This is a genomic window from Streptomyces sp. NPDC048415 (assembly GCF_040651675.1).
Taxonomy (GTDB): Bacteria; Actinomycetota; Actinomycetes; order Streptomycetales; family Streptomycetaceae; genus Streptomyces.
This window is the reverse complement of the sequence record NZ_JBEZKJ010000066.1, coordinates 12,623-28,359: the sequence shown is the minus strand read 5'-3', so window position 1 is coordinate 28,359 and position 15,737 is coordinate 12,623. Positions and strand designations below refer to the sequence as shown.

At 70.8% G+C, this 15,737-nt stretch carries 16 protein-coding genes; 8 read left to right on the top strand and 8 right to left on the bottom strand.

Features of this window, described 5'->3' with window-relative positions; translation table 11 throughout:
• Positions 1 to 104: 104 nt before the first annotated feature.
• The 3 genes from phoU (at position 105) to AB0D27_RS32165 (ending at position 1,485) form a co-directional block, all read left to right on the top strand.
• Positions 105 to 794, top strand: coding sequence for a phosphate signaling complex protein PhoU (phoU, locus tag AB0D27_RS32175; RefSeq protein WP_362515787.1), 690 nt, complete (start codon positions 105 to 107; stop codon positions 792 to 794).
• Positions 795 to 947: 153 nt separating this feature from the next.
• Positions 948 to 1,100, top strand: a complete 153-nt coding sequence (locus AB0D27_RS32170) for a hypothetical protein (RefSeq protein ID WP_362515785.1) — start codon at positions 948 to 950, stop codon at positions 1,098 to 1,100.
• A gap of 136 nt (positions 1,101 to 1,236) precedes the next feature.
• Positions 1,237 to 1,485 carry an SCO4226 family nickel-binding protein gene (locus AB0D27_RS32165; protein WP_362515783.1) on the top strand — a complete coding sequence of 83 codons (249 nt, stop codon included), beginning with the start codon at positions 1,237 to 1,239 and terminating at the stop codon, positions 1,483 to 1,485.
• A gap of 102 nt (positions 1,486 to 1,587) precedes the next feature.
• Here AB0D27_RS32165 and AB0D27_RS32160 read toward each other — a convergent pair whose 3' ends face one another.
• Entirely contained in the window at positions 1,588 to 2,349 is a 762-nt protein-coding gene (locus AB0D27_RS32160) for a phosphoglyceromutase (protein ID WP_362515781.1), read from the bottom strand.
• 160 nt (positions 2,350 to 2,509) lie between these two features.
• Here AB0D27_RS32160 and AB0D27_RS32155 point away from each other — a divergent pair, with 160 nt between their 5' ends.
• The gene (locus tag AB0D27_RS32155) at positions 2,510 to 3,766 is read left to right on the top strand and encodes an MFS transporter (protein WP_362515780.1); all 1,257 of its coding nucleotides are present in this window, start codon (positions 2,510 to 2,512) and stop codon (positions 3,764 to 3,766) included.
• Positions 3,767 to 3,779: 13 nt separating this feature from the next.
• Here AB0D27_RS32155 and AB0D27_RS32150 read toward each other — a convergent pair whose 3' ends face one another.
• Positions 3,780 to 4,262: a DUF2000 domain-containing protein gene (locus AB0D27_RS32150; RefSeq protein ID WP_362515778.1), complete on the bottom strand. Its 483-nt coding sequence runs from the start codon at positions 4,260 to 4,262 to the stop codon at positions 3,780 to 3,782.
• On the opposite strand from AB0D27_RS32150, the gene AB0D27_RS32145 reads away from it, so the two are divergent.
• On the top strand, positions 4,261 to 5,061 hold the full coding sequence (locus AB0D27_RS32145) for an AraC family transcriptional regulator (RefSeq protein ID WP_362515776.1): 801 nt from the start codon (positions 4,261 to 4,263) through the stop codon (positions 5,059 to 5,061). The two genes, AB0D27_RS32150 and AB0D27_RS32145, sit on opposite strands and share 2 nt — an antisense overlap.
• Positions 5,062 to 5,750: 689 nt before the next feature.
• Here AB0D27_RS32145 and AB0D27_RS32140 read toward each other — a convergent pair.
• The 3 genes from AB0D27_RS32140 to mshA all read right to left on the bottom strand — a co-directional run bounded on the left by AB0D27_RS32140 (position 5,751) and on the right by mshA (position 9,429).
• Positions 5,751 to 7,421, bottom strand: a complete 1,671-nt coding sequence (locus tag AB0D27_RS32140) for a glycosyl hydrolase family 28-related protein (protein ID WP_362515817.1) — start codon at positions 7,419 to 7,421, stop codon at positions 5,751 to 5,753.
• 138 nt (positions 7,422 to 7,559) lie between these two features.
• Entirely contained in the window at positions 7,560 to 8,051 is a 492-nt protein-coding gene (locus AB0D27_RS32135) for a YbjN domain-containing protein (RefSeq protein ID WP_362515774.1), read from the bottom strand.
• A 37-nt stretch (positions 8,052 to 8,088) separates the two neighbouring features.
• Complete coding sequence (gene mshA / locus AB0D27_RS32130) at positions 8,089 to 9,429, bottom strand: D-inositol-3-phosphate glycosyltransferase (RefSeq protein ID WP_362515772.1); 1,341 nt, start codon at positions 9,427 to 9,429, stop codon at positions 8,089 to 8,091.
• A gap of 247 nt (positions 9,430 to 9,676) precedes the next feature.
• On the opposite strand from mshA, the gene AB0D27_RS32125 reads away from it, so the two are divergent.
• The 3 genes from AB0D27_RS32125 to AB0D27_RS32115 all read left to right on the top strand — a co-directional run bounded on the left by AB0D27_RS32125 (position 9,677) and on the right by AB0D27_RS32115 (position 13,559).
• Entirely contained in the window at positions 9,677 to 10,495 is an 819-nt protein-coding gene (locus AB0D27_RS32125) for a class I SAM-dependent methyltransferase (RefSeq protein WP_362515771.1), read from the top strand.
• Between the two features lie 310 nt (positions 10,496 to 10,805).
• On the top strand, positions 10,806 to 11,891 hold the full coding sequence (locus tag AB0D27_RS32120) for an NlpC/P60 family protein (RefSeq protein WP_362515770.1): 1,086 nt from the start codon (positions 10,806 to 10,808) through the stop codon (positions 11,889 to 11,891).
• Between the two features lie 333 nt (positions 11,892 to 12,224).
• On the top strand, positions 12,225 to 13,559 hold the full coding sequence (locus AB0D27_RS32115) for a SpoIIE family protein phosphatase (RefSeq protein WP_362515768.1): 1,335 nt from the start codon (positions 12,225 to 12,227) through the stop codon (positions 13,557 to 13,559).
• A gap of 327 nt (positions 13,560 to 13,886) precedes the next feature.
• Here the strand turns inward: AB0D27_RS32115 and AB0D27_RS32110 are convergent, their stop codons facing one another.
• The 3 genes from AB0D27_RS32110 to AB0D27_RS32100 form a co-directional block, all read right to left on the bottom strand.
• Positions 13,887 to 14,225, bottom strand: coding sequence for a DUF2516 family protein (locus AB0D27_RS32110; protein ID WP_362515815.1), 339 nt, complete (start codon positions 14,223 to 14,225; stop codon positions 13,887 to 13,889).
• A gap of 106 nt (positions 14,226 to 14,331) precedes the next feature.
• A complete protein-coding gene (locus AB0D27_RS32105) occupies positions 14,332 to 14,931 on the bottom strand; it encodes a hypothetical protein (protein WP_362515767.1) in 600 nt (199 codons plus the stop codon).
• A 107-nt stretch (positions 14,932 to 15,038) separates the two neighbouring features.
• Positions 15,039 to 15,545: a helix-turn-helix transcriptional regulator gene (locus tag AB0D27_RS32100; protein WP_362515765.1), complete on the bottom strand. Its 507-nt coding sequence runs from the start codon at positions 15,543 to 15,545 to the stop codon at positions 15,039 to 15,041.
• Between the last annotated feature and the right edge of the window lie 192 nt (positions 15,546 to 15,737).

Sequence of the window (15,737 nt, the reverse complement as noted above, 5' to 3'; positions counted from 1 at the left end):
ATTTGGGGTGACGGAAACGGACGCGTACGGGCCGGAACGTGGGAGCGTGGGGTTCACGAGCCCCTTGGAACCCCAGGCTGACGCACGAAGAGAGGGACACCCTGATGCGGGACGCGTACCACGAGGAACTGGACTCGATCGGCGAGGGCCTGGTCGAGATGGCCCGGCTTGTCGGGTCGGCGATCGGGCGCGCCACGACGGCCATCCTCGACTCCGACCTGAAGCTGGCCGAGAGCGTGATCGCGGCCGACCAGAAGGTCGACGATCTTCAGCACGAGCTGGAGGCCCGGGCGATAGCCCTGCTGGCCCGCCAGCAGCCGGTGGCGACGGACCTGCGGATCGTCGTCACGTCGCTGCGCATGTCGGCCGACCTGGAGCGCTCCGGCGACCTGGCCCAGCATGTCGCGAAGCTGGCCCGGCTGCGCTTCCCCGAGCGCGCGGTCCCGCACGACCTGCACGCCACGGTCCTGGAGATGGGCCAGCTCGCCCAGCGCCTGATGGCCAAGGCCGCCGAGGTCGTCATCACCAAGGACGTCGACCTGGCGCTCCAGCTGGAGCAGGACGACGACGAGATGGACCTCCTGCACCGCACGCTCTTCCAGCACCTGCTGGACGACCGCTGGAAGCACGGCATCGAGACGGCCGTGGACGTGACCCTGCTGGGCCGCTACTACGAGCGCTTCGCCGACCACGCGGTGTCGGTGGCCAAGCGGGTGGTGTTCCTGGTGACGGGCGAGCACGCGGACGACCTCCAGGCGGACATCCAGCCGGTCACGGGGGTCGAGGGGGCCTGAGCGCCTACGCCCGGAAGCGGAGCGCGTACGCCCAGGGGCGCGTGCGAGCCTCAATGCGCCGTTGATGCGCCCGCCCTGTTGGGCATGCAATGGGCGACAGGAGCTGTGCGGCGCAGTGTGCCTCGCACACCTTCGTGCCTGAAGGAGGGACCCATGACCGAATCCCCCAGCACGCCCGACCCCACGCAGGACCGCGACACTCAACAGCCCGCCGAGATCAAAAGCCTCCCCTTGTTCGGCGCCTGCGGCTGCGGCTCCGGCTGCGGCTGCGGCTGCCAGTCGGGCAATCCTTGCCAGTGCGGCTGACCACGTACGACGTCGAAGGGCCCCGCTGTCCACAGCGGGGCCCTTCACCATTCCCTCAGCAGTCGCCCCCGCCGCCGCACGGGCGCAGCATGGAGGAGACGGAACAGGCGAGGAGAGGCGTAAGGAGGCGGAGGCCATGGCGCAGTTCATGGACGTCCACCACGGAATGGCGGGCATCACGGCCGATCAGCTGAAGCAGGCGCACCAAGCCGACCTCGCCGTCGAGAAGGACGAAGGCGTCCACTTCAAGAAGGCCTGGGCGGACCCGGGGTCAGGCACCGTGTACTGCCTCTCCGAGGCACCCTCGGCCGAAGCGGTCCAACGCGTCCACGAACGCGCCGGCCACGCGGCGGACGAAATCCACCCAGTACCCCTGACGGCCTGACGCCCGCCCACCCCGGGAAGCGGCCCGCACTGAGCGACCCGCGTCACTGAAAGAGCCCCCCACCGCGAGAAAACCGCGGACGGGGGGCTTCTTCGGCTGGGGTTACTTCTTCTTGCCCTGGTTCTTGACCGCCTCGATGGCGGCCGCGGCGGCGTCCGGGTCGAGGTAGGTGCCGCCGGGGTTGAGGGGCTTGAAGTTGGCGTCCAGCTCGTAGGAGAGGGGGATGCCGGTGGGGATGTTCAGGCCCGCGATGTCGGCGTCGGAGATGCCGTCGAGGTGCTTGACGAGGGCGCGGAGGCTGTTGCCGTGGGCCGCGACCAGGACCGTGCGGCCGGTCAGGAGGTCGGGGACGATGCCGTCGTACCAGTACGGGAGCATGCGGATGACGACGTCCTTGAGGCACTCCGTGCGGGGGCGCAGCTCCGGGGGGATCGTCGCGTAGCGCGCGTCGTTCGCCTGGGAGAACTCGGAGTCGTCGTCGAGCGGCGGGGGCGGGGTGTCGTACGAGCGGCGCCACAGCATGAACTGCTCCTCGCCGAACTCGGCGAGCGTCTGCGCCTTGTCCTTGCCCTGGAGGGCGCCGTAGTGACGCTCATTCAGGCGCCAGGAGCGGTGGACCGGGATCCAGTGGCGGTCGGCGGCCTCGAGGGCGAGCTGCGCGGTGCGGATCGCGCGCTTCTGGAGCGAGGTGTGGACCACGTCGGGCAGCAGGCCGGCGTCCTTGAGCAGCTCACCGCCGCGGACTGCCTCCTTCTCGCCCTTCTCGTTGAGATTGACGTCCACCCAGCCGGTGAACAGGTTCTTCGCGTTCCATTCACTCTCGCCGTGGCGGAGGAGGATCAGCTTGTACGGTGCGTCGGCCATACGTCCGAGCGTAATGGAAGCCTTCGTCCCCCCGCTCACCTGCCCGGAAGGCGGACAGTTGACGGCATCTGTTAATTGAGTGGCCCTCCGGAACCGGGTGCTCGTAAGTTGTGACCACCGCTTGAGCCACTTACGCATCCGCATGACCTGGGGGCCCCGCATGTCACTCGTCTCACTGAGACGCGCCGCCCGAGAGACAGTCTCCGGGCTCCCTCGTGAGTTCTGGTGGCTGTGGACCAGCACCCTCATCAACCGGCTTGGTGCGTTTGTCGCCACTTTCATGGCTTTGTACCTGACGCTCGACCGCGGCTACTCCGCCTCGTACGCCGGTCTCGTCGCGTCCCTGCACGGCCTCGGCGGTGTCATCTCCTCGCTCGGCGCCGGCGTGATGACCGACCGGCTCGGGCGGCGGCCCACGCTGCTCGTCGCGCAGGTGTCGACGGCCGCCTCGGTCGCGCTGCTCGGCTTTGTGCACCACCCGGTGGCGATCGCCGCGGTCGCCTTCCTGGTGGGCATGGCGTCCAACGCCTCCCGGCCCGCCGTGCAGGCGATGATGGCCGACATCGTGCGGCCCGAGGACCGCGTCCGCGCCTTCTCCCTCAACTACTGGGCCATCAACCTCGGTTTCGCCGTCTCCTCCATGGCCGCCGGTTTCATCGCCGAGTTCAGCTATCTGGCCGGGTTCCTGATCGAGGCCGGCATGACCCTCATCTGCGCGATCGTCGTCTTCCTCAAGCTGCCGGAGTCGCGGCCGGTCCAGGTCCTCAAGGAGGCCGAGCAGGATGTCGGCCTCGGGACCGTCGTGCGCGACCGGCGCTTCATGAGCGTCGTCGGGCTGTCCTTCCTGGTCGCCCTGGTCTTCCAGCAGGGCTCGGTGGGACTGCCGGTCGCGATGGGCGCGGGGGGCTTCACGCCGGCCGACTACGGCATGGCGATCGCCGTGAACGGCGTACTCATCGTGGCGCTGCAGATCCCGGTCACCCGTTTCATCGAGCACCGGGATCCCAGGCGGCTGCTGGTGATCTCGTCGCTGCTCGCCGGATACGGCTTCGGGCTCACCGCCTTCGCCGGCTCGGTCGGCGTCTTCGCCCTCACCGTGTGCGTGTGGACCCTGGCCGAGATCGTCAACGCGCCCACGCAGACGGGACTCGTCGTCCGGCTCTCCCCGCTGCACGGCCGCGGCCGCTACCAGGGCATGTACACGCTGTCGTGGTCCCTCGCCGCCCTTGTCGCGCCACTGATGTCCGGCCTGGTCATCGACCGGTTCGGCGCCCAGTGGCTGTGGGGACTGTGCGCGGTGGTCGGCACGGCGGCGGGGGTCGGCTACGGAATGCTGATGCGGCGCCTTCCCGCGGAGGAGACGTCCGCCGCCCCGGCGCCCGCCGCCACCCTGGAGCCCGAGGTCTCGGCGGCCTGACCCCGTCCGCCGCTCAGGGATGCATGCGCGCCCCCTTCACCACCTTGTCCACGGCGTTGCGCGGCCCATACACCGCGAGGCCCACCAGGTCCAGCTCCGCCGTCGGCACGGCCCGTACCGCCGCCCGGTTGTCGCGGTCGTTGCCGGTGGTGAAGAGGTCGGACGTGAAGAGGGCCCGGGGGAGTGTGCGGGACAGGGCCCGGGTGTGGGCGGACGTCAGCGTCTCCTTCGTGCCCTCGAAGACCAGTACGGGCTGGCGGAACATCGGCAGGTACCGCACGCCGTCCGCGTCCTCGTACGGCTCCCCGATCACCTCGGGGACCGTCGGGCCGAGCCCGCTCACGAGGAACGCGGTCACGTTCAGCCGCTGCCAGGGTTCCAGGTCCTCCCGCAGCAGGACGGCGATCTTGGTGTCGAAGCGCATCGGTTCGGCGTGCGTGGTCATGCACCGAGACTGCCGACCGTCGTACGGCACCGTCTTGTACGTTCTTTGCATGGCCGCTCAGCGTGAGGTCTCCGCCTGGCGCCCGCGTGTCCCGGGCGTGGTGGAGGTCTTCCACGCCCACTACACCGAGTACGCGTATCCCATGCACGTACACGACGCCTGGACGCTCCTCATCGTCGACGACGGCGCCGTGCGGTACGACCTCGAGCGGCATGAGCACGGCACCCCGCACGACACGGTTTCGCTGCTGCCGCCGTACGTCCCGCACAACGGTTCGCCGGTCAGTGAGCGGGGCTTTCGCAAGCGGGTCCTGTATCTCGACCTGAGCCGGCTCGACGAGAGTCTCATCGGGCCCGCGGTGGACACACCGGATCTCTTGGACCCCGTACTGCGGCGGCGCGTCGGGCAGTTGCACACCGCCCTCGCGCACGCCGGAGACGAACTGGAGGCCGAGAGCAGGCTGACGCTGATCGCGGAGCGGCTGTGCGGCCGGCTGCGCCCCCGGCTCGTCGCAGGGGCCCCGCGCGGCGACCGCCCGCTCGCCCACCGCCTGCGCGAACTCCTCGACACGCGGGTCCTCGAGGGCATCCCCCTGGACGAGGCCGCGCGGCTCGTGCACGCCCATCCCGCCCATCTGGTACGGGCGTTCAGCGGTGCGTACGGCATCGCCCCGCACCAGTACCTGATGTCCCGCCGCGTCGACCGCGCCCGCCGCCTGCTGCTCGACGGACAGCCCCCGGGCGACGTCGCCACCGCGACCGGCTTCTACGACCAGTCCCATCTCACCCGCCACTTCAAGCGCTTGGTGGGCGTGCCGCCGGGGCGATACGCCCGGGCAGGGCACCGGTGAGCGCCCTGGGGTCGGTCCACGGACTGACATGAGTGGCACACCGCGTACGACACTCCCGGCTCCTACCTCGGACAGCGCCTCGCGCTCGTACAGGACCGCGTCCGCCGCGCCCTCGACGACGCCCCGCCGGGTCCGCTGCGCGCCGTCAGCGTCTGTGCGGGGCAGGGCCGGGACCTGATCGGTGTGCCGGCCGGGCGTCCCCGCCGAGACGATGTGCGGGCGCGGCTCGTGCAGTGGGACGAGCGGAACGTCGAGGTGGCCGGGCGGGCCGCCCGCGCGGCCGGGCTGACGGGGGTCGAGGCCGTCGCGGGGGACGCCTCGTCGACCGGACCAGTACGCCGGGATGGTGCCCGCCGATCTGGTCCTGGTGTGCGGGGTGCTCGGCAACATCAGCGACGCCGATGCCGAGCGGACGATCGACCACTGCACCCGGCTCTGCCGCACCGGCGGCACGGTCGTATGGACGCGGAACCGCCACCGCGGGCCCGGACCTCGTGCCGCAGTTGTGCGGCTGGCTGGAGGAACGCGGCTTCGAGCGCCTGTGAGGCCCGACCCCGCGCTCCCCTTCGGCGTCGGGGCCCACCGGTTCACCGGGAGCCCGGGCCGCTCGCGCGCGGGGAGCGCATGTTCGACTTCGTTGGGTACGACGCCATGCGGTGAGTCGATCGGTTGCGACGCCGTGCGGTGAGTCAGAGCTCCCGCTGGGCCTCGTAGAGATTGCGTGGGCGTACGACGTCCGTGGTCCCGTACAGCTCGAGGCGGGAGTGCAGATCGCCGGGGAAGTCGGGTAGGTCGATCTGGTCGGACTCGGTGACCTCGTTGAGGCCGACGGTGGCGCTGTAGGGCGCGAGGCCGTCGAGCTTCATCAGTCCCGCGCGGCCGTTGGTCACGCGGATGTTCCAGTGCGTGAAGCGGGCGCCGAAGAGCGGTCCCGCCGAGGCGTCGCCGCCGTGGCGGCCGTTGTTGTTCACGGTGATGTCGGTGCGGACGTTCGCGAAGGGCAGGCCGCGGTGGCTGTCGAACGTGCCCATCCGCATGTCGCCGCGCGACCAGACGTTGTACGAGGACAGGCCCTCGACGTTGATGCCGTGCAGCTGGGTTCCGGCGGGCGCGGGCACTGTGCGCTGCTCGATGGTGAAGTCCTCGACGAGGTTGTCGTGCGAGCCCTCGCGGCAGAAGTACGGGTGATGCGAGCCGCGGCCCGCGACCGTCGTACGGCGCAGGGTGCAGGCGGAGGCGGCGACGAGGCCGAACCCGTTGTCCACATGGCGTACGACGATGTCGTCGGCCCAGCAGTCGTAGGCGCACTGGAACACGACCCCGTTGTAGCCCTTGTCGAGGAGGTGCGGGGACTGGGGGGTCTCGACGGCCTCCAGGGTGAGCCCCTCGACGCCCGAACCGGTCAGCTCCGGGACGTGGGTGGTCAGGCGGGGGTCCCATTCGGGGCGTACGTCGAGCGGGAGGGGGCGTTCGAGGGTGACCTTGCGGCCGCGGACGTGCGCGATGCGGACGGGCCACTCGTAGGGGACGTACGACGTCAGTTTGGTCTTGTCGTCCCAGTAGTACGCCTCGGGGCCCGGGCCGCCGCCCGACATGTGTTCCAGGAGCGTGTGGCCGGCGTCGTCGGCGAGGCGCAGGAGGACCAGCGCGCCGGGCCGCAGCCCCGAGGCGTCCGTGACCGTCACGGTCCAGGAACCCTGGCGCGCGGGCTCGACCGTCGTGAGCGTCTCCCACTCCTCGCGCCGGTTGCCGGTCCAGCCCTCGAAAGGCCACGCCTTCGCCCTGATGGCGGTCGTCAGCGTCGCGAAGCGGTCGGCGGGGCAGAGCCAGATGAGGCCGCCGGCCCAGGACCAGGACGACTTGTCGCCGCCGTAGCGGGATCCGTAGACGCCGATCAGCTCGGTGAGGTTCTTGGTCGCGTACAGCTTCGTACGGTCGCTTCCGGCGCCGCGCAGGACGACGTTCGAGTGCCCGATACGGATGAGGTCGTCGATGCGGAAGGTGCCGGGCGGGATGAATACCGTGCCACCGCCGGCCCTTCCGGCGGCAGCGATGGCACGGTTGATCGCGGGGGCGCAGTCCGTCGTGCCGTCGTCCGCCACGGCGCCGTGGTCGCGTATGTCGGCCACGACGGGACGGCGGGGGAAGCGCGCCGCCCCGCCGCCGCGGCCGGACCTGCCGACGTACGGGATCTGCGGGTGGGTGAAGGGGGTGCGCGTGAACTCCGTCCACAGGGCCGGGACTTCAGCTCGCCGGGGTGCGGCGGCCGTCGCCGTTGTGCCGGTCACGGCGACGGCCGCCACGGCTGTGGCGCTGCTGAGCAGGCCCCGTCTGGTGAGGCCCGGGTGCCCGTTGCCCATACCCACGTTCATGCCCGCCCGCCTTCCATAAGTTCCATGGATGTGAACGACGTTCAGATCTGCGTCGGCGGCGAGCATGCCACGGGGACCCCGGTCAGGGAAGGGGGCACGCACTGCCTAATTAGTATGCGAGGAAGGTCAGTTGGCGGGACGCTGAGTCAGATGTGTGAACGCGTCCAGATTGCGGGTCGATTCGCCCCGGGACACCCGCCAGGCGTACTCCTTGCGGATCGCGGAGGCGAAACCCAGCTCGAGGAGCGTGTTGAAGGAGCCGTCGGCGGCCTCCAGGACCGAGCCGAGCAGCCGGTCCACCTCGACAGGGGTGACCGCGGCCAGCGGCAGCTTGCCGACCAGATACACGTCCCCCAGGGAGTCGACCGCGTAACTGACCCCGTAGAGCTTGAGATTGCGCTCCAGGAGCCAGCGGTGGATGCCCTCGTGGTTCTCGTCGGGGTGGCGGATCACGAACGCGTTCAACGACAGCGAGTGCTTGCCGACGATCAGCGAGACGGTCGTCGAGAGCTTGCGCGTACCGGGCAGCTTCACGACGTACGAGCCCGCCGCGGGACTTTCCCACTCCAGCTCGGCCTCGGTGAGAACCTGCTCGATGATCGACGCTGCGTCAGCCATGAGGGGAGCGTACGTCAGCCCTCGGACATGCCGTGTCTCAGGCGTGGTGGTGCGCGCGGGCCCGGCGCCGGTGGGCCTGGATCGCCGCCGTGTACACGTCCGCAGTGGCCGCCGCGGCGGTGTCCCAGCCGAAGCGCTCCGCGTGGCGCGCGGCGGCGGCGCCCATCCGGGCCGCGAGCGTCTCGTCGTCGGCGAAATCGCGCAGCACGCGCGCGTAGGCGGCGGGTTCGTGCCCGCGCACCAGGAAGCCGGTCTCCTGGTCGCGCACGGCGACGGGCAGTCCGCCGACCTCGGCCGCGAGCACCGGTGTGCCGGCCGCCTGCGCCTCTATGGCGACGAGACCGAAAGACTCGCTGTAGGAGGGCATGACCAGCACGGACGCGGCCCGGAACCAGTCCGCGAGCTGCTCCTGCCCCACCGGCGGCCGGAAGCGCACGACGTCGGCGATACCGAGCCGCGCGGCGAGCTTCTGCAGCCCTTCGGGCTTGGCGAGACCGCTGCCGCTGGGACCGCCCACTACGGGGACGACGATGTTGCCACGCAGCTCGGGGCGCTCGTCCAGCAGGACGGCGACCGCGCGCAGCAGCACGTCGGGCGCCTTCAGGGGCTGAATGCGGCCCGCGAAGAGGGGGATCAGGGCATCCTGCGGGAGCCCCAGGCGGGCGCGGGCGGCGGCGCGGCCGTCGGCCGGGCGGAAGCGGTCGAGGTTGACGCCCGGGTGGACGACGGCGACCTTGCCGGCTTCGGCCTCGTAGTGGCGTACGAGCTCGTCGGCCTCCTCCGCGGTGTTCGCGATGAGGCGGTCGGCGGCACGCACGATCTGGGTCTCGCCGATGACGCGGGCGGCGGGCTCAGGGGTGTCACCCTCGGCCAGCGCGGCGTTCTTGACCTTGGCCATGGTGTGCATGGCGTGCACCAGGGGGGCGCCCCAGCGCTCGGCGGCCAGCCAGCCGACGTGTCCGGAGAGCCAGTAGTGCGAGTGCACCAGGTCGTAGTAACCGGGGCGGTGACCGGCCCAGGCCTGCATCACGCCGTGCGTGAAGGCGCACAGCTGGGCGGGCAGGTCCTCCTTGGCGAGGCCTTCGTAGGGGCCCGCGTCGACATGCCGCACGAGGACGCCGGGGGCCAGCTCGACGGCCGGCGGGAGGGCGGCCGTGGTGGCCCGCGTGAAGATCTCGACCTCGATGTTGATCGCGGCGAGGCGCTGGGCGAGCTCCACGATGTACACGTTCATGCCGCCCGCGTCGCCCGTGCCGGGCTGGTGCAGCGGCGAGGTGTGCACGGAGAGCATCGCGACGCGACGAGGCCTGCGGTGCAGCCTGAGCCGTGAGGGCGCTGCCGGAGAGCGACGCCCGAGCCTGCTGACGTACTGGCTCACGTGGCGTTCCTCCTTGGTGCGGGCATGCCGGTCGAAGGACGCGCACGCCCCCTTCAAGTGCCACAACGCCGGAGCGGTCAGCCCCATTTCCCCTTTGCCGAATTATTACTGCTGGTCGCTCAACCGTTCGATGGCGAGATGCATACGCGGGAGCCCCCTTCGAGTCCTTTTCGACGGGTTCCCCGAAGGCCGGAAGGTTATCCACAGGCTGACCCGGCCCTCGCCGGACCCGCCTACTCTCATACGCATGACAACCCGCGCAGCGTCCCGCCCCGTGGGTACGGTGACGCGCGGGACCACGAACCCCAACCGCCTGCGCCGCATGGACCGCTGGATCGCGGCCGTCCACGGCGCCGAACTGCGCGGAGCCATCGACCCCGTCGCCGTCGACCTCGGATACGGCGCCGCCCCCTGGACGGCGCTCGAGCTGCTGACGCGTCTGCGCACCGTCGCGCCCCGCACGCGCGTGGTGGGAGTGGAGATCGAACCCGCCCGGGTGGCGGCCGCGAGGCCCTTCGAGCGCGAGGGCCTCGTCTTCCGGCACGGAGGCTTCGAAGTGCCCGTGCAGGGCAGACCGGCCCTCATCCGCGCGGCGAACGTACTGCGCCAGTACGACGAGGACCAGGTCGCCGCGGTCTGGCAGCGGCTGTGCGCCCGCCTCGCACCGGCGGGCCCCGGCTCCCGGGGCGGCCTGCTGGTCGAGGGCACCTGCGACGAGATCGGCCGCCGGCACGTCTGGGTCGCCCTCGGCCCGGAGGGCCCCCGCACGGTCACCTTCGCCACCCGTCTCGGCTCCCTCGACCGCCCGTCCGACCTCGCCGAGCGCCTGCCCAAGGCCCTCATCCACCGCAATGTCCCGGGCGAAGCGGTGCACGCCTTCCTGCGCGACTTCGACCGGGCCTGGGCCGCCGCCGCGCCCTACGCGTCGTACGGCGCCCGGCAGCGCTGGATACGCGCGGTCCGCGATCTGACGGCCGACTGGCCGGTGACGGACGGGGTGACGCGCTGGCGGCAGGGCGAAGTCACGGTGCGCTGGGAGGCGTTGGCACCGCGCGCGACCCCGTGACGCCGCACCCGTCGCCCGTCACCCGTCACCCGCGACCTGCGACCTGCGACCTGCGACCTGCGACCTGCGACCTGTGACCTGTGACCTGTGACCTGTGACCTGTGACCTGTGACCTGCGGGGAACGAACTCCGTGACTGGTTCGTCACACAGGCGGGGAGATCGTCTTGCGGAAGCGGGAGGGAGCCGGGTGGGGAGTCGGGCCAGGGGGTGGGGAGTTCTTGCCCGCCTCTGTCGCATTGCGCGCCGACATGGCACGATCCCCCAGGCGTCCGTAAGTTACTGACGGTAAATCAGTTAGGGGGCGGAGTAATGGGATCCGGCAAGCGGAGCCTGAGCACGGCGGCGATGGCCCTGGCCTGCGCATGTGCCTGCGCGGTGCTGGCAACACCCGGCGTGGCGTACGCGAGCCCGACACCGACACCGACCCGCACGCCCTCCGCGACCCCAACGCCCGTCAGCAACAAGGACCTTGAAGCGATCCACAAGAAACTGGACAAGCTCTACCATTCCGCCGCGGTGGCCACGGACGCGTACAACGCCGCGGAGGAGAAGGCCAAGAAGCAGTCCGCCGAGATCGTCGACCTGGCCCGCGAGATCGTCAAGGGTCAGGCGAAGCTGGAGAAGCTGAAGGATCGCGCGGGCGCCGCGGCCCGGGCGCAGTACAGAGGTGGCGGCTTGCCGCCCGAGGCACGGCTGTGGCTGAGCGACGATCCGCAGGAGTTCCTGGACGGCGCGGGGCGCTTGCGGCAGGGCGAGCACGCGACCAAGGGGCTGCTCGCCGAGATGACCCGCACCCAGCAGGACTTGGAGCAGTACGCCAAGGACGCCTCCGCGCAGTGGAAGAAGCTGGAGGCGGGCCGCAAGGCCAAGGCCGCGGCCAAGAAGAAGATCAAGCAGCAGATCGCCGCCGCCGAGAAGCTGGAATCCCAGCTGGAGAAGAAGGAGAAGGAGCGGCTGGCGAAGCTGGAGGAGAAGGCCGCCTACCAGGCGCAGTCGGCGTGGCTGAGCTCCGGCGTCCTCGCGGAGATCAACAGCAAGGCGTCCGAGCAGGGCAAGAAGGCCGTGAAGTACGCGACCGACCAGATGGGCAAGCCGTACGAATGGGGCGCCGAGGGCCCGGGCTCGTACGACTGCTCGGGGCTGACCTCACAGGCCTGGGCATCCGCCGGGCACGGCATTCCGCGTACCTCTCAGGAGCAGTGGAAGCAGCTCGCCCACGTCGGCATCAAGGACATGCGCCCCGGCGACCTGATCATCTACTTCGACGACGCCAGCCATGTCGGGATGTACGTAGGCGACGGCGCGATCGTGCACGCGCCCCGCCCCGGGCGGACCGTGACGATCACGGGGGCGGGGTCGATGCCGATCCTGGGGGTCGTACGGCCGGACGCGTGACGGCTCACGCCTCGCCGACCGACTCGGGCACCAACGTCCGGAATGCCCTCGCTCGCGTAGGTACGCGGCGCCGGAGGCAGGTGACCTGCCCCACGTGACGCACCGCACGGTTGCCCACGTGGCGCAACCGTGGGGACGTGACGTTCGTCATCTCTGAGGGAACCGCATCCTGTCCAAGTGCGGTACAGGATGCGGCATATGACGGTGGCCGTTTGCCGGACACCGTGCCGTACACCATTCCGTTGCGGCACCGGCTGACGCTATGGTCCCCGTCGGTGGGGCGAGGTCCTTCGTCCCGCCACGCCCTCGGGGGGAGGGAAGGAAACCGACACGATGCCCGTACCCGTACCGCGGCAGAGAGCGATCCCGGCCGTGGAGAGTGGTCAGGCTCAAGCCGCGTTCTCACCCGGCGGCCCATCCGGAGACTCGACCGGCGGCCCGTCCGGTGCGGCGCCGGCGCCCCGCGCCACCGCCCCGGCCGACAGCACCACCAACCTGACCCTGCTGGTCATCGAGGACGACCCGGCCGGTTCGCTGAGCGTGCCCGAAATGCTCGACGCGACCGGGAAGCCGATCCGTATCCGCACCGCCCGCAACCTCACCGAGGCCGAGCGGCTCCTCACCGACGACGTGCACTGCATCCTGCTCGACCTCGCGCTTCCGGCGCCGGGCCGGGCGGCGGACAGTGACGACGAGCTGGCCACCCTCAAGCACGTGCTGCGGCTCGCGCCCCGGCACGCCGTCCTCGCGCTCACCGCGTCCGGGGACGCCGAGCGCGGCGCGGAGGCCGTGCGGGTCGGCGCCCAGGACTACCTCTTCCGCGACGAGCTGGACGGACGGCTGCTGAGCCGTGCGATCCGGTACGCGGTGGAGCGGAAGCGTTCCGACAAGGCCGAGCGACGGCTGACCGAGTCGAAGCTGCGCGCCCAGGAGAACGCCCGACTGGAGCGCGGCCTGCTGCCGACTCCGCTCCTCGAGGGCTCCGGCTCCCCGCTGCGCTTCGCCGCGCGCTACCGCCCCGGCCGCTCCCGCGCCCTGCTCGGCGGCGACTTCTACGACACCGTCCGCACGCCCGACGGCACCGTGCACGCGATGATCGGCGACGTCTGCGGGCACGGGCCCGACGAGGCGGCGCTCGGCGTGGAGCTGCGCATCGCCTGGCGCGCACTGACGTTCGCGGGGCTGTGCGGCGACGAACTCCTCTCGACGCTCCAGCAGGTCCTGGAGCACGAGCGCGAGAATGACGAGATCTTCGCGACCGTGTGCACCGTGGACATCGCCCCGGACGGCCGCCGCGCCGGGCTGTGCCTGGCCGGTCACCCGTCCCCGCTGATCGCCCGCCCTGGCCGACCCGCCGAACTGCTGCCGTACGACAACAACGGCCCCGCGCTCGGCCTGCTGCCGCACGCCCGCTGGCCGCGTATGCAGGTGGAGCTGGGCGCCGCCTGGAGCCTGATGCTCTACACCGACGGGCTGATAGAGGGCCACATCGGAGAGGGCAGGGAGCGCCTGGGCCAGGACGGCATGGTCGACATGGTCCGCCGTCAGCTCGCCCAGGGACTCGAGGGCGAGGAGCTGCTGCGCGCGGCGGTGAACGAGGTGCGCGAGCTCAACGGCGGCGAACTGGCGGACGACGTGGCGGTGCTGTTGCTGGACAGGACGCCGTAACCGTCGTACGGGTCTGAACGGCCGCCGCTGTAAGGGCGGTACGGGTGTCAGCGGCCGCCGGTGCAGGGGCGGGCGGGTCTCAGCAGCCGCCGTTGCAGGGCGGGCGGGTGTCAGCGGCCGCCGGTGCAGGGGCGGGCGGGTCTCAGCAGCCGCCGTTGCAGGGCGGGCGGGTGTCAGCGGCCGCCCGTTGCAGGGGCGGGCGGGTCTCAGCAGCCGTTGCAGGGCGGGCGTTTCAGCGGCCGCCGTTGCCGGGGCGGGCGGGCTCAGCAGCCGCCGTTGCCGGGGCAGCCGGTGTCAGCGACCGCCGTTGTAAGGGCGGGCGTGGTCTCAGCGGCCACCGTTGTACGGGCCGTACGGGCCGTCGCTGCTGCTTCCGCCGCGGCGGCCGCGGCCGCCTCCGGAGACCTGGCGCAGGGCGGGGCGCACGTCGACGAAGAAGACGATCGTGGCGATCAGACCGGCGATCTGCAGGAAGAGCATCGGCACCAGCAGGTTCACGGCGACCGTGATGCCGAGGATGATCAGCCAGAACACCTTGTTCTGCTTGTCGGCGGCGCGATAGGCGTCCTCGCGGGCCAGCCCGGCCATCACCAGTGCCACCACGGCGAGCACGAGCATGGCCGTGAAGATCAGCCACATCAAGCCGCCGAATGCCGTCATCAGCACAATGCCCACCGCCCGGTTCGAGTCGTCTCTACGGCCACCGTACCCGGAGAACGGGCCGGGAACTCTGAGAGTGCCCGGCCCGTCCGGTTAACGCGAAGTGCATGTCCTACTTGGCCGGCGGAGTCGTCTTCTTGGCGGCCGGGGCCTTGCGGGCGGCCGGGGCCTTCTTCGCCGCGGCCTTCTTGGCGGAGCTCTCGGCACCGGCCTCGGCGGGCTTGTCCTCGACCTGGATCTCGCCCTCGCCCGGCTCGGCCTTCGGCTCGACGGCCACGGCCAGTTCCTCGATCTCCTCGGCGGCCTCGCCGCGCCAGGTCTTCACGGTCTGCTCGCCGTGCTCGGCGACCTTCTCGTACGTCTCCCGGGCCTTGACGGCGTACTCGGCGGCGACGCCGACACCGCGCAGCGCGAAGTCCTGAGCGGACTCACCGAGCTTCTTCAGGTCGGTGTCGAGGCTGCTGATGAACTCCGTCACCTTGGTCTGGAGGGTCTCCTGCGCCTCCTTGGCGCGGGCGGTGGCCTTCTCCTGGACGGCGTTCGGATCGATGTTGCGGACGGTCTCGATGCGCGCCGGGGCCTCGGCACGGATCTGCTCCACGATGCCGGGCACCCTCTTGGCCTGCTGAACGGCCAGGTCGGCGGTGCCGGCGAGGAAGTAGAGCGGGGTGGGGTCCGTAGCGGCCTTGCGGATGTCGTCGGTGATGGCCATGACGATGGTCCTCCCGTGTTCGCTTCAGCTGAGGGTTTTGGTGATCCGCGGCGGGACCGGCCGGTCGGCCGTGTTCCTCGTCGTACGCGTGGTGCTCATGGTGCTGGTCAACTGGCGGTCTGCTGCGGACCGGCATCGCTTCCGTCGGCCGTGCGGGGGCCGCGGACTGCGGTGTCCTGGGCGTCCGGTATGTCCTGGTCCGGGTCGATTCCGGGGCCGCGGTGCACGTCGGTCCCGTGCGTGTCCTCGCTCGCCTGGGCGATCTCGAAGCCGTTCTCCTTGCGGAAGGACTCGTAGATCTGGAGCAGCACCTGCTTCTGCCGCTCGTTCAGCGTGGGATCGGCGAGGATGACGGCGCGCGTCTCCACCTCGTCCCGGTCCCGCTCGGCGTCGAGGATGCCGGCCCGCACATACAGCGTCTCGGCGGAGATCCGCAGCGCCTTGGCGACCTGCTGCAACACCTCCGCGCTCGGCTTGCGCAGCCCGCGCTCGATCTGGCTCAGGTACGGATTGGACACCCCGGCGGCGTCGGCGAGTTGCCGCAGCGACAGCTGCGCGGTGCGCCGCTGTTCCCGCAGATACTCACCAAGATTGCCGACGTTGAGCGATGCCATGCCCCTACCTTGCCGCACTCTCGCTAACAATTGCAAGCACGCCGCTTGCAAAAGTGCGCCACACCACTCCGACACGGCTCTCACGGCGGAATGTCAGTGGCTGACGGCACCGGGACGCCGGTGTCCGTTCCCGGTCTATCTGCGGTTTCCCGCTGGGTCTGCAGTATGAAGTGAACGGGCCCCGGACGACCT

Excerpts from the sequence above, each read along its gene's own strand:
- AB0D27_RS32170 (WP_362515785.1), top strand. The coding sequence starts at position 948 with ATGACCGAATCCCCCAGCACGCCCGACCCCACGCAGGACCGCGACACT.
- AB0D27_RS32115 (WP_362515768.1), top strand. The coding sequence starts at position 12,225 with ATGCCCGTACCCGTACCGCGGCAGAGAGCGATCCCGGCCGTGGAGAGT.
- AB0D27_RS32155 (WP_362515780.1), top strand. The coding sequence starts at position 2,510 with ATGTCACTCGTCTCACTGAGACGCGCCGCCCGAGAGACAGTCTCCGGG.
- AB0D27_RS32125 (WP_362515771.1), top strand. The coding sequence starts at position 9,677 with ATGACAACCCGCGCAGCGTCCCGCCCCGTGGGTACGGTGACGCGCGGG.
- AB0D27_RS32140 (WP_362515817.1), bottom strand. The coding sequence starts at position 7,421 with ATGGGCAACGGGCACCCGGGCCTCACCAGACGGGGCCTGCTCAGCAGC.
- AB0D27_RS32100 (WP_362515765.1), bottom strand. The coding sequence starts at position 15,545 with ATGGCATCGCTCAACGTCGGCAATCTTGGTGAGTATCTGCGGGAACAG.
- AB0D27_RS32145 (WP_362515776.1), top strand. The coding sequence starts at position 4,261 with ATGGCCGCTCAGCGTGAGGTCTCCGCCTGGCGCCCGCGTGTCCCGGGC.
- AB0D27_RS32160 (WP_362515781.1), bottom strand. The coding sequence starts at position 2,349 with ATGGCCGACGCACCGTACAAGCTGATCCTCCTCCGCCACGGCGAGAGT.
- AB0D27_RS32150 (WP_362515778.1), bottom strand. The coding sequence starts at position 4,262 with ATGCAAAGAACGTACAAGACGGTGCCGTACGACGGTCGGCAGTCTCGG.
- phoU (WP_362515787.1), top strand. The coding sequence starts at position 105 with ATGCGGGACGCGTACCACGAGGAACTGGACTCGATCGGCGAGGGCCTG.
- AB0D27_RS32105 (WP_362515767.1), bottom strand. The coding sequence starts at position 14,931 with ATGGCCATCACCGACGACATCCGCAAGGCCGCTACGGACCCCACCCCG.
- AB0D27_RS32120 (WP_362515770.1), top strand. The coding sequence starts at position 10,806 with ATGGGATCCGGCAAGCGGAGCCTGAGCACGGCGGCGATGGCCCTGGCC.
- AB0D27_RS32135 (WP_362515774.1), bottom strand. The coding sequence starts at position 8,051 with ATGGCTGACGCAGCGTCGATCATCGAGCAGGTTCTCACCGAGGCCGAG.
- AB0D27_RS32165 (WP_362515783.1), top strand. The coding sequence starts at position 1,237 with ATGGCGCAGTTCATGGACGTCCACCACGGAATGGCGGGCATCACGGCC.